Origin of the sequence: Paenibacillus sp. FSL F4-0097 (assembly GCF_038593125.1) — a bacterium.
GTDB lineage: Bacteria > Bacillota > Bacilli > Paenibacillales > Paenibacillaceae > Paenibacillus_AQ > Paenibacillus_AQ odorifer.
In genome coordinates this window covers 5709035-5721842 of sequence record NZ_CP151965.1, presented here as the reverse complement: position 1 = coordinate 5721842, position 12808 = coordinate 5709035, and the positions used below count along the sequence as shown (strand labels likewise).

Genomic DNA, 12808 nt, shown 5'->3' with positions numbered 1-12808 from the left:
CATCTGGAGAGAATTGTTGCTTTTTTGTTTGGAGCTAATTTTATGAAGTGGTGATTGGACGTCCGCCGATCCATACGCCGCAAATATTAAATTCAGCATCAAGGCGCAGGATATCGCCGCGTTTTCCAGCCTCCAAGGAACCAATGCTACGCTCCATTCCAATGGACGCCGCTGGCGTAAGGCTTGCAGCACGGGAGGCTTCTTCCAAGCTGAGTCCTACCTCTTGGATCAGATAACGGAAGCCGCGAATCATCGTTAGTGTGCTTCCAGCTAGAGCAGCAGGATTATCTTTAAGGGTGGCGATGCCATCTTGAACGAGTACAGGTAAATCACCAATTGTATATTCACCATCACTAAGTCCAGTTGCAGACATGGCATCAGTAATCAGTAATAAATTGTTCTCTTTCTTGAGACGGGTCAATATAGAAATGGCTGCGGGATGAACATGAATCCCGTCGGCTATAATCTCTGCGCGAATGCGTTTATCGAACAAAATAGCTCCAGCCGCTCCAGGTTTACGGTGATGTAGGGGTGTCATCGCATTGAACATATGCACAGCTTGGTTAAGTCCAGCATCTGCTGCGGCAATAACCTCTTCAAAGGAAGCATCCGTATGCCCGAGCGCTGCAGTTATACCGTGCTTGCGCAGCCAGAGAATAGCTTCGAGGGCACCTTCACGTTCCGGAGCAAGCGTGACTTGCCGGATCATTCCTGGATAATCGTTCTCCCATTGTGCTAGCCACTCAATATTGGCAGGAACAATATGCTCTGGATTTTGTGCGCCGGACCATTTCGGGCTGATGAAGGGTCCTTCCAGATGCATGCCTGCAATTTGTGTGTAAGGCATTTCAGCAGCACGATAAGCGCTGACTTCGGAGAATACTTGGTCAATAGCAGACTTGGAAGCGGTCATGGTTGTAGCCAGCATTGTTGTTGTTCCTTGGGAACTATGGAACTTAGTGATGGCATTCAGCGATTCAGTATCACTGTACATAAAGTCGTGGCCAGCTCCACCATGAACATGTACATCTACAAATCCGGGGATCAGAAGATCCGTTGCTTGACCACTGGCAGGCCAATGAGCGTAACGCTCTGGGAGCCAAGCCGCATCGCCAGCATAGTGGATCTGCTCTCCAGATACGGCAATCACACCATGCTCAATTAAACCTTGGGGAGTCAGTACCTTACCGAACAGCAACTGTTCTAGTTCTTTATTTATTTCAGCCATTTGCCTGCTCCTTCATCTACGAGAACGATTACATTTGGATGGCTCTGCAGCAAGGATGCAGGGCATTGGGTTGTAATCGGGCCTTCAACAGCATTGCGGATGGCTTCAGCTTTGCCGGCACCACGAACTAATAAGAGAATTTGGCGTGCTTTTAGGATGCCTCCAATGCCCATTGTGATCGCTTGCCGAGGTACCTCGTCCAAACTGTCGAAGAATCTGGCATTCGCTTCCCGGGTATCATCAAGCAGGTCAACGACATGGGTTTTGCTGCTGAGGTTAGCATCGGGTTCGTTGAATCCAATGTGGCCGTTGCTGCCAATACCGAGAATCTGCAAGTCAACGGGTCCGTTTTCTTCCAGCATTTTATCGTATGCAAGGCATTCTGCTTCCATATCCGCTGCGTTTCCGTTAGGGATATGTGTCTGTCCTGGATCAATATCTATATGGTTAAATAATTGCTCGTTCATGAAACTGCGATAGCTCTGTGGATGGTCGACAGGCAAGCCGATATACTCATCCAGATTAAAGGAAGTTGCTTTAGAGAAACTCACAAGTCCTTTTTGGTGCATTTCAACCAATTTGGCATAAACACCAACTGGGGAGCTTCCGGTCGCAAGACCGAGCACGGCTTTAGGATTGCTTTGCAGTAGGCTGGCGATAAGATTCGCACCCGTTTGTACGAAATCTTCATCACTATGGAACTTTAGAATATTCATTAGGATTGTCCTCCTCGTTTGTTTCGGTATTGTTGGACATTGAGATAAGATTGCTCCAGTCTAGGAATAAAATCCCCAAAACGGGTGCTGACCATTCCAGTGAACAAAATATCAATGATGTGAAGCTGAGCTATGCGTGAGGCCATGTCTCCCCGGCGCATACCTTTCTCCAAAGATGAGGAGAATAGGGGGATATCCGCCAGAGTAGCCAAGGTGCTGCTGCCATAAGAGGTTAGTGCGATAGTGCTTGCTCCGCTAGCCTTCGCACACATCAAGGCATCAATGGTCTCGGGAGTCTCTCCCGAATAGGATACTGCGAACACGACATCACCTTCGGAGAGTGATGAAGCAGAGGTAATCTGCATATGGGAATCAGCAAAAGCAGTGCAATTTACGCCTATGCGGATCAGCTTCTGATAGAAATCCTGAGCAACAATGGAAGAGGTCGCCATCCCGTATAGATCAACGCGGCGTGCTTGGCACAATAAATTAACTGCTGCCTGCAGTCGCTCCAGATCTAACAGGGAAGTAGTGTCCCTGATGGAGGTCAGATGGTTCGTCTGCATCGCTTCCACAATCACGGAGAGTGGGTTGCCTGCTACAATATCTTGATAAGAAGAGCCACCATCCTGCGGCGCGGCATCACTATGAGCAATTTCTGCTGCCAGCTTCACCTTGAAGTCGGGGAAGCCTTTAAAATGAAGCACCTTACAGAAACGTGTGATCGTTGCCGGGCTTATTCCGCATTGTTCTGCTAATTCTGTAATGCCCATATGAACGATTTCGCCTGGTGAGGAGAGAATTCGTTCAGCCAGCTTTCGTTCCATTTGAGAGAGCTTGGCCTTCTCATGCTCGAGTGCATGCAGTATTGGGGACATCCATTCATCCACCTCGTTTCAATGGGGTATTGAAATTATTTTTATAATTATTAACTAAATGTAGAAAATTATTTTCATACTTAGGATAAAACAAATTCCATTCGGAAGCAAGGGATAAAAATGAATACTAGAGGGGAATATGCAAAAATAAAAAACGGCCTACTCGCAGAAGGCTGCAAAGTGGACCGTTAAATGATGTAATTACGACGGAGATATAAGATAAAAGGGATACTATACGGTATTGCGTTCTATAATACGGTACTCAAGCTTGCGGTGAACGGGTTGTCCATCATTTCGCTGGATCTGATCATAGATAATCCGAAAAGCGGATATGCCCATTTCAGTTAACTGATTATCTACAGTGGTCAGACCTAACGTTCGGCCGATAGGCTGATCATCAAATCCGATGACGGCCAGATCCTCAGGAATGCGGATACCCTTTTTCCAAGCTTCGATGATTAAACCGGCCGCTATATGATCACCTGCTGAAATAATCAGGGCATCAGGACGATTTTTCATCTGCAGCAGTTGGTGTAGTACGCGGGCACCGTCCTCTTCGGTCACACAGTTATAGATCATCCATTCATCAATGTAAGGATGATCTGTAGCCGCCAGAAAGTCTCTAAAGGCAATTTGTCGGATAGAGCTGCTGCTGCCGTGTGGTCTTCCTTCACAGTAGCCAATATGGCTGTAACCTTTATCATTCAAATATTGAAGGCCGCTGCGAAAAGCAGAATAATGCTCAATATATACAGAAGAAAATTGGCGTTCTCCTCTATCCTGACATACCACAATAGGGCCATAAGCTGTATATTCTTCAATAGCTTCTGAGCTCATTGTTGAAGAGACCATAACCACACCGTCAATTTCTTTATTGCGCAGCATCTCAAGCACCTTAATTTCTTCTTCAGTACGATAATCGGTTTGGCACAGAACGAGCCGGTATTGAGCCAGCAGTGCTTCTTGAGCCAAGCCTGCTATAATGACTGAGAAATAAAATAAGTTGGTATACGGAATAATAACAGCTATAGCTTGAGTCCGCCCAGTGATCAGATGCACAGCGTTCATATTACGCGTGTATTTTAATTTTTCAATTGTAGTTAGAACTGCGGTTCGTTTGACTTCACTTACATAAGGGTGATTATTGAGCACCCGCGAGACTGTTGTCACGGAAACACCAGCCATACGGGCAATTTCTTTAATATTAGCCATTAGAGTACAACAGCCTCCCTTTGGTGCTTGTGTATAGTCATTTTATTTTATCATATTGTCCGCAAATAACCTCCCAAATAAAAAGCTTGCTATGGAATCCATTTCATAAATTAGACTGTAAATGCAAGAGATTACCGGACTAAACCGGCGTAACCACAAGGGCGTGACGGACCGGTAGATCTATTGTATTAATAAAACTAAGCTGTTCGTGAAGCCTTTGGCGATCTGTTCCGAAGCAGCTCCCACACAATAAACAGCAGGACAAGCAGCTGTGGAAGCAAGGTTTCCCAAGTTGGATACATGCCAAGCCAGTTAATTGAAGGCAAGCCCTCTTGTACATGCGCAGGAAGTCTGCCAGCGACCTGAAGCGAGTGAATGCTCTCCCCAAGAAAGCGGAATACTAGGTAATAAATAAGAATTGTAGCTGTACGGAAGAAGGCGGCAATCGGCAATTTTGCACTCAAGGCAATCATTGCATAGCCTACAATACCAAGAATAATCAGAGCACATCCAATCCCAAGCAGTAATTGAGACAGCTTGATGGATGGAGCCATGCCCACATAAAAAATAGTAGTCTCTGCACCTTCACGTAAAATCGCAAGCGCTGCAACGGAGGACAGTGACCAAAGGTTTCCTTTGGCCAGCGCGCCATCAACTTGCCTACCCACGTAGTTGTTCCAGTTCGCAGTGTTTGATTTGCTATGCAACCAGCGTCCGATGGTGAGCATCATAACTACCGCGACAAGACCAGTAATCCCTTCAATCATCTCCCGCGCTCCCCCGGAAGCTGCCCGAGAAATGGTATAAGTGAGCACAACAGCCAATCCGATACTTGCGGTGAGGCCGACAGCTGCACCGGACCAGATCCATTTTTGCGCTTTGGCGTTGCCATCACGTTTCAGGTAAGCAAGAGGAGCTGACAAGACGAGAATAGCTTCAAGTCCTTCGCGCAACAGAATCAAAGCGGCATCCCAAGCATTATAAGTGGTCTCACCAGCCAAAGGCGTTAGTTCACTAAGCATATTGTCCATGATGGTTAAAGCTTGATCCAGTTTAGGTGGATTTGAGAGCAGGTAACCTGTGACAGCCGCACTCTCATTTTCGATATTGTTGTAGACTGTTGGTGAGGCGATCTGGACTTGCCCCTCGGCAGAAGGCCAGGCTACGATGAATTGCTCCATGATGTTAGCGGCCTCTGTGCTGTTATTGTCTTTGGCAGCGGAGGATGCTTTGTTCAGGTAGTTGATTAATCCCTCTATAGAAGCTGGTTCACTGGAAGTGTCCCCAGCGTCAATGGTTTTGCCTTCACTGTAATCAGCCAGCAGCTGATATAGTGCTTCTGCTTCCGATTTCGCCGACGCCTCACGGAGCGGTTCAGCCTGCAGCGCAATCCGCAGCAGGCTTATTCGCGTCTCCAGCAGGCTGTAGACGGCGGAATCGTCCGCCCGGATGTTGCGCTCCGCCGGCTTCCATCCGCTGACGATGTCGCGGTACGCTGCCGCTGCCGCGCTCCAGTCGGCGCTGTGCGCCGCATCCCGCGTGCGTTCCGCCGCGGGCAAAAGCTTCGCCGCCGTCTCGCGTCCGGCGGCTCCAGTATCACCGCCGACCGTGCCGGAGGCGGCGGTGACGTACGCGTCCACGCTTCTCGCGAGCGTGGACAGTGCGGTTTTGGCGGGCTCGCCGCCGCCCGCTGCAAGGGCTTTCGCCGCGTCTGCAAGCGCGGCGTCAACGGCAGCAGCCGGACCGGCGAGTGCCGGGTCCGGCGTGCCTGTGTTCGCGGTGCGCCACAGCGCAGCGAACACTTCTACATCGGCCGCGGCCGCGTCCCAGCGGCTCTGGCCGGCTTCGACGAGCGCGCTGCCGATCGGCGGCAGGAGCTCGTCGACCGTGCCATCGCCCTCCGCCCCCGCGGGGCTGGAGAGCAAAAGCATACACAAAAAGCCAAAAAGAATCAGCAAGGCAACCTTTGGCAATTGCCGTTTAGGATGCGTAAGAGATAACATCGGGATAATCCCCCTTCAATAATGGACAGCCATAAATTTAGCTTAGTAGTGTTTCCCCGATAAAGCCGCCACTGCGGATACCCGGGAAGCAGGCAAATACCGCGCTGCCGGTGTGAGTCATATATTCGTTCAGGAGATCAGTCTTAGAGAGGCGCTGCTGAATGGCAACGAATTGTTTCATTAAATCACGTTGAAAGCTTATGAATAACAAACCTGCATCAAGCTGTCCCGTGGTGACGTCCAAACCGCTGGAAAAAGAGTAGGAGCGGCGCAGCATTTTGACTGTACCGTCACCATGCGCCAATGCGGAGTGTGAATTCGCCGGAATGACAGGTTTCCCGGAAGCGTCCGCCGCTGAAAGATCCAACTCATCGAATTCATCCTTAGCTCCGAGTGGAGCTCCGGTGTGACGATAACGCCCGAAGGTAGCCTCCTGATCACTTAGCGAAGACCGATCCCAGACTTCAATACGCAGACGCACCCGGCGTACTGCCATATAAGTGCCGCCGCTCATCCAAGAAGGACCGTCACTGCTGCTGTTCCAGACCACTTTGTTCATTTCAGAGTTATCAGTTGTATCGGGATTGCCCGTGCCGTCTTTGAAACCCAAAAGATTGCGTGGCGTAGCCCCCTTGGGATCCGCTGCTCCAGTACGTTGGAAACCTTCCTGTGTCCAGCGTAGTACAGCAGTCCCCCGGGCGATACGAGCCAGATTGCGGATCGCATGGAATGCGACCTGCAGATCATCGGCACAGGCTTGCACACAAATATCCCCGCCACACCATTTCGGATCAAGATTGTCACCCGCAAATGCCGGAAGATCGGCCAATAGGGCTGGGTGTTTCGAAGCTAAGCCGAATCTTTCATCAAAAAAGGAAGGGCCAACACCAAAGGTCAGCGTACACCGTGCAGGGTTTAGCCCGTCCGCTTCCCCGGTGTCTGAGGGCGGAAGATTGGGATTGTCATTTACGTCACCAATAAGCTCGCCAGTAGTAAGAGCGGCAGCGGCAGTGGTCCATGCTTGCATTAGTTTTTTCACATCGGCCAGTTTGGTTGTGGTGAAATCAAAGGCAGCAAAATAAATAAAGTTTTGTGCAGGTGTCAAAATCCCCGCCTGATGGCTCCCATAAAAAGGAATGGAACTGGAATCACCTTCTGCGGCTTTCGTTGGCTCAGCTACAGCATTACGCGCAGCTATAATTCCACCGACACCTCCGCCCCCTAACAAAAGACCAAGGCCAGTGGCGCCAGTAAGCCGCAGCATATCGCGGCGGCTTAATTTTTTACCAAATATAGGCTCATTCTTCGATTGATCATTAAGAGGGGGACTTTCAGGATTACCTGGTACTCCAGTGAACTTGTTATGTTTATTCATGAGGGTCACACTCCTAGAATAGTTCCCATGTTGGACAATGGCTCAGCCAAGGCGTCCAAATTCTGACTCAGTTTACGTACTTCATCTTCTTTCAGCTCTTCATAGGAAACATATCCATCTCCGGATTTGAAAGGGGCAAGCTCAGCTTGCAAGGCAGCGAATCGTTCACCAATGGTTTTTTCAAGATCGGCATCCTTTTTAGCTAGTTCTGGTTTTAACAGCTCGTATATCTTTTGCGCGCCCTCAACGTTTGCGACGAAATCATACAGGTCTGTGTGCGAGTAACGTTCTTCCTCTCCGGTTACTTTGGAGGAGGAGACTTCATTTAAAAGCTCAACAGCACCAGTTACGAGCAGATTCGCGTCGATCTCAACGGTCTCAACTTTCGCACGTAACAGCTGTGCATCCTTCAACAATTGGTCAGCAACTTCTGTCATATCTTTAGTTGTATTGTCCTGCCAGAGTGCTTTCTCAAGCTTGTGGAAACCGCGCCACTCTGCCGCATCTACATCATTTTCCCGGGCATCGATATTTGGGTCCAAATCGCCAAGTGCTTCTGCAATAGGCTCAATCCGTTCATAATACATGCGGGCAGGAGCGTAGAGCGCCTTAGCCTCATCAATCTTGTCCTCTTTTACAGCGTTGGTGAAACTCTCTGTTTGCTTCACAAATTCATCACATTGCTGGATGACGTATGTACGATATGAATCTATAGCTGACGTAAAGTCAGCGGTGGCAGTCTCCGGTGCAGTGGTAGCCGTAGCAGTCTCCGGTGCAGTGGTGGCTGTAGTGCTGTTAGCAGCAGTATTTGTAGAATTGTTGTTATTGGTACATCCGGTAAATAGTATGGAGGCTGCAAGCAGACCTGCAGGCACCGCATAAGTAAATTTCATTAAAAAAACACCCCTTTTTTATATCTAAATGATAATCGTTATCAATTATGCTGGACTTATCATAAGTCCGTATACAATTACTGTCAATATAAAAATGTGATGTATCTCATTGTAATAATTGCCCGACAAAAAACTCCCAGGGTTGGGAGTATGGTTTGTGGTAATGTATCCGATTACAATTGAAAAAGCAGAATAGTAACCGCCCCAGCGAACAAGCGAACGTACACAGTACTATGTAATCGGCCCAACTATTCTCTTCGCATATTCAGCAACAACGAACTCAGCTCTAGCCCCAGCGAACCTTTGCGCGTACGCAGCAGTAAAGGCCCCAGCGAACCTTTATGCGTAGTCAGCAGTAACCGACAAGTTGATCTTTGGGCATACGCAGTAACTAAAGGACTCAGATGACACTAAATGCAGCATTATTCGATATTTGAGTCGCTATCGGACCGCATAGTCACTATTGACTTGAAAAGTACCGAATATGGGCCTGTTTCTAAGGAATAGCGTCACTGGAGTCCGAAACTTCGCTCAAAAGGCGATAAATTTGCAAATAACGCCATCTGGGTCCGAAAGCCTCAGTAGGGGCTGATGAATACACTATTGGAGCGGGCAGCCGACGGTCCACAACATAAAGCAGCGATTCCCATTAATGGCGAATCGCTGCTCTATATTGTTTACGATGTTTAAATGAAGCGAACCGTCTCATTTATAGTTAATTAAGCTGTTAATGCGACAGTCCCATTCTTTGAAGGTTTGATCTGCTTAAGAATAAGATCAAAGGTCATCTGCTTTTTATCGTTCATTATGGGATTCATGATCGGCAGAGGGTTGGTTTTCGAACACTTCTGCAGCTTCCTCTGCAGAAAATTCAGGTTCGAATTTACCTACGAGTGGTAATTTGTTTAATTTCGTTGTTTGTACTTCTGCTTTGGTGGGTTGATTGTTTTTTGAATGGCTCATACATACACCTCCTTTAATAAGGAACAACAAACCGTAGTTTGCCCTGAAAAAAGATGTTCTTATTCATGAAAATTTCAGGCTTTTGCATTTGAATGAACTAAGCCCATTTTATAATTGTTACAGCACCATTAACATCAACAATACATAATATGTTTTGACTGTATCCCTTTACCTTGTTATACCAAACAAACCCAGGGCAAGGAGGGGTGACACCATTGAAGGGTGTACTGCCTAATGATAAGAACGTTGATATATAAGGGTTTTTTAAGATAATAATTTGCTTTTTTCATGATTTGGTGCTAATTTGGTGTTAATGATGTTTTTTAATGATCGGAGGCTACCCATGGGAGTATATAAAGATAAGAACGTTAAAAAGAATCCTTGGTATTATTCGTTCTATACGGGAACTATAACGAATGGCAAACGAGATCGGGAGAAGCAACGTGGATTTAAGACAAAGAAGGAAGCTGAGGCAGCTGAGGTTGAGCATAAGTCTAGGCTAAAGAATGGAACTTACTTTAATCCTCAAAAGACTCCGTTTGGAGAATTCATTTCAGAATGGTGTAAAAATAAAAGAAAAATATCTGAAGAAACAAGGGAGATGTATGAGAACAATATACGACTCTACATTAAACCTTCACTCGGTGATATTCCTTTATCTAAATTAAATGCACAACATATAGAGGATTTCATTACATTCATGATAGAAGAAAAAGGACTTGGAGAGTGGTCAGTTAAGCGGACGTTCTCTAATGTTAATACATGTTTGAATGATGCCGTTAAGAAGAAGCTTATTGAGTATAACCCTTGTAGTGTTGTTGATAAGCCTAAGGTGAATAAAAGAATACGCCCAATTTGGACTCCTGAATTTGCTTTTGATTTTTTAGAGAAGACCAAAGGGACGAGCCGATACTGGATTGCAACATATCTTGCCATAATGACTGGTATGAGACCTGGAGAGATATTAGGATTACGTTGGTCAGATATTGATTTCAAAAATAACAACCTATCCATAAAGCAGACCGTAACCAAAAGACGGCGGATTAAAGAGGGGGCAAAAACCAAGTCAAGTGTTAGGTCAATAGCGTTGTCTACAGAGACAATTACAGCTTTGAAGGAACACCGATCACTGATTTTACAGGAACGTTTATCACTAGGTTCAGAATACCAAATGAACGATTTAGTGGTTTGTACGTCTTTCGGTGGTCCATCAACAATGAGAAGTATTCAACGTATGTGGGAACGTCAATTGAAGAAATACGAAGCACCTCATATTGCATTTTATGATCTCAGACACACTCATGTGGCATTCTTGATCCAGCAGAAGGTACACATCAAAGTTATATCTGAAAGATTAGGACATACCTCGGTGTCGTTAACACTGGACACATATGGGCATTTGATGCCTAACATGCAATCAGACGCAGCTGAAAGCTTAGATCAACTCCAAAGAGATATTTTAACCACCATAAAGTAGTAGCAGAGAGTAAAGAATAATAGAAGGAAAAACAAAGGATTAGGAATGAGCATTAGGTTTTAGACGTGTTATATTAGTAGCATAGGAAATCAAGAAAGAGCAGCACCCGACACAAAGCAGTACCTGTTTGACGGCGGTAGGTAGCTAAGAGCGTAAATCCTACAGAGAGTCGCAAGGGTATCATTTGCGGGGTAGCTGTTCTTTTTGCTTCCTATAATATATGTAGTATCATTGATTTAAAAATGATATGGGAGGTTGGGGAGATGGACCTCGAAATAATAAATAAGGCACAGGAAATCTTTAGCGATAGTTATAGCCTTGTTGAGGAAAGGGCAAAGAATTACGCAAATGATACCGACAACAGAATGGTAGACGTACTCAATGTATTGATAACCATCGCACAGCGCAGAGGACCGGAGCTAGTGATAGGCGAAAGCAATGTGAAAGCTTTAATAAATGAAGAGGCATTACATCAGCTTATCAAATGAATAAGCGAATGATCTGGTAATAGAAGGTAATGATTCCTCTCCGTCGAATAGACACTTATTACGCCTAGGAGGGATTTACTTGAGATTACCACGTGAGAGAGTTTCCATTGCAGAGGTCCAAGCTACAGATTCAGCAATCCTTGATAAGTTATTTGAATTCTACGACTTTTCTGCTGGAGAATATTTTTTTATAAAAGACCAACCAGACAAGGCTTACGTAATCGAAGCAGAAGAAAGAGATAATAACTTAAACGTGGTTTATGACGGTGGTAAGGTAATTGATTATTATGACAACTGTTTACCACTCATCTCAACGACAGCCATTATTGATATGATAGGCTATTACGGAGAATCATTTGAGTTAAGAGCATGGGGTAAAGGTTGGCTGCTCATCACTGATGAGATTATTGAATCCGCTGAAGGTGAAGATTTAGTAGGGTTCTTGTGGAAGACTTTGACTACACTCCTTGTCAAACCATAGCAGGATTTATCTTCCATATGCCGAATTATGGTTGTGGGAGGTGAGATATATGAGAGTGATCTTTATTTTAAAGAATGAAAACGGAGAGACCGTGACGGGTCTTGGGTCTGAGAGAGATTTAGATCAATCCGAAGTAACTGCGCTTTTTGCAACGGATAGTATCAAGATATCAGTTGAAACTGGCGATGGCTCGAGAAAATCAAAGTTGGTGAAAGTAGTTGGTAGTCAACTGGATGTATTTGATTCAAAGCCTTTTCTAAATGTTGTAGTAGAAGCTCTTGAAGATTCAAACGCAGCATCGGCATTCTTTTGGTAAACCAACAAATTAATATAGACTACATAAAGCCATCCATAACCCGGGTGGCTTTTTCTATGTCCAGAAAGGGTGGTTATTATGGACTTTCGAATGAACTTCAATCAGAGCGTCAAAGTACAGCTTACTGATTTCGGTGAGCAGATACTGAGGAGCCGACATGAAGAGTGGAACCTGCATTATCTCGAACGAGGGGCTAAAGATATCGGACCATATGTATCGAAGGTAGATTCTGAAGGGTACACCAGATTTCAAATATGGGAGTTTATGCAGAAATTCGGTCCGCATATGTCGATAGCAAAGCCGGAGCCATTTAAAGGAGAAATGATTTTTTTAAATGGAGAACCAACTGAATTTCCTAACAGAACTGATGCTGATAAAGAGTTTATTAGGGAATTTGATAAGGCTCATGTAAGGACTTTGAACCCATAATCTAAACCCAAAAAAGCTCATGATGTGACGGCGAATTAAGTTAAATAGGTAAATAATAGAAGGTAAATACTTCCTTTGCGTCGAAATATGACATCGAAGGAGGTGTTTTAATATGAACAAGAAAATAAAACTTTTCGAGAATACTAGCATGATGTCTCTTGAAGATGAAGTGAATGAATTTTTATTGGAGATTGAGGGTAGTAAAGTAGAAGATATTAAGCATTCAGTCGTTGCAGTTACGCTTGATGATGAAGCTTTGAAGCTCTTTACTGCTATAGTTGTTTATCAGGTTGAAGAATCAGGCCCAAGGAAAACTGCCCAACGAGAAAGTGCATATTAATAGAGAAAG

The 12808-nt window shown here is 45.5% G+C and carries 14 protein-coding genes; 6 read left to right on the top strand and 8 right to left on the bottom strand.

Annotated elements, in window-relative coordinates:
- Positions 1–40 precede the first annotated feature (40 nt).
- From nagA to MHH86_RS25715, 8 genes are all read right to left on the bottom strand, one after another.
- A complete protein-coding gene (nagA, locus tag MHH86_RS25750; protein WP_036679691.1) occupies positions 41–1228 on the bottom strand; it encodes an N-acetylglucosamine-6-phosphate deacetylase in 1188 nt (395 codons plus the stop codon).
- Positions 1216–1944, bottom strand: coding sequence for a glucosamine-6-phosphate deaminase (nagB, locus tag MHH86_RS25745; RefSeq protein ID WP_036679689.1), 729 nt, complete (start codon positions 1942–1944; stop codon positions 1216–1218). Before nagB ends, nagA begins: the two co-directional genes overlap by 13 nt.
- On the bottom strand, positions 1944–2822 hold the full coding sequence (locus MHH86_RS25740) for a MurR/RpiR family transcriptional regulator (RefSeq protein WP_036679688.1): 879 nt from the start codon (positions 2820–2822) through the stop codon (positions 1944–1946). The genes nagB and MHH86_RS25740 overlap by 1 nt, the downstream gene beginning before the upstream one ends.
- Positions 2823–3053: 231 nt before the next feature.
- Positions 3054–4034: a LacI family DNA-binding transcriptional regulator gene (locus MHH86_RS25735; RefSeq protein ID WP_076316876.1), complete on the bottom strand. Its 981-nt coding sequence runs from the start codon at positions 4032–4034 to the stop codon at positions 3054–3056.
- 197 nt (positions 4035–4231) lie between these two features.
- The gene (locus MHH86_RS25730; protein WP_256717375.1) at positions 4232–5836 is read right to left on the bottom strand and encodes an FTR1 family protein; all 1605 of its coding nucleotides are present in this window, start codon (positions 5834–5836) and stop codon (positions 4232–4234) included.
- Positions 5837–6074: 238 nt separating this feature from the next.
- A complete protein-coding gene (gene efeB / locus MHH86_RS25725; protein ID WP_076316874.1) occupies positions 6075–7412 on the bottom strand; it encodes an iron uptake transporter deferrochelatase/peroxidase subunit in 1338 nt (445 codons plus the stop codon).
- Between the two features lie 5 nt (positions 7413–7417).
- On the bottom strand, positions 7418–8305 hold the full coding sequence (gene efeO / locus MHH86_RS25720; protein WP_038573125.1) for an iron uptake system protein EfeO: 888 nt from the start codon (positions 8303–8305) through the stop codon (positions 7418–7420).
- Between the two features lie 795 nt (positions 8306–9100).
- Positions 9101–9268 (bottom strand): hypothetical protein, encoded by a 168-nt coding sequence (locus MHH86_RS25715; RefSeq protein WP_169744806.1) that lies wholly within the window; start codon positions 9266–9268, stop codon positions 9101–9103.
- A gap of 343 nt (positions 9269–9611) precedes the next feature.
- Here MHH86_RS25715 and MHH86_RS25710 point away from each other — a divergent pair, with 343 nt between their 5' ends.
- The 6 genes from MHH86_RS25710 (at position 9612) to MHH86_RS25685 (ending at position 12799) form a co-directional block, all read left to right on the top strand.
- Positions 9612–10745: a site-specific integrase gene (locus MHH86_RS25710; protein ID WP_342479535.1), complete on the top strand. Its 1134-nt coding sequence runs from the start codon at positions 9612–9614 to the stop codon at positions 10743–10745.
- Positions 10746–11008: 263 nt separating this feature from the next.
- Complete coding sequence (locus MHH86_RS25705; RefSeq protein ID WP_342479534.1) at positions 11009–11233, top strand: hypothetical protein; 225 nt, start codon at positions 11009–11011, stop codon at positions 11231–11233.
- 79 nt (positions 11234–11312) lie between these two features.
- The gene (locus MHH86_RS25700) at positions 11313–11714 is read left to right on the top strand and encodes a hypothetical protein (RefSeq protein ID WP_342479533.1); all 402 of its coding nucleotides are present in this window, start codon (positions 11313–11315) and stop codon (positions 11712–11714) included.
- Between the two features lie 49 nt (positions 11715–11763).
- Positions 11764–12030, top strand: a complete 267-nt coding sequence (locus MHH86_RS25695) for a hypothetical protein (protein WP_342479532.1) — start codon at positions 11764–11766, stop codon at positions 12028–12030.
- Between the two features lie 90 nt (positions 12031–12120).
- Positions 12121–12459, top strand: a complete 339-nt coding sequence (locus MHH86_RS25690; protein ID WP_342479531.1) for a hypothetical protein — start codon at positions 12121–12123, stop codon at positions 12457–12459.
- Between the two features lie 112 nt (positions 12460–12571).
- A complete protein-coding gene (locus tag MHH86_RS25685; RefSeq protein WP_342479530.1) occupies positions 12572–12799 on the top strand; it encodes a sporulation protein Cse60 in 228 nt (75 codons plus the stop codon).
- Positions 12800–12808: the final 9 nt, after the last annotated feature.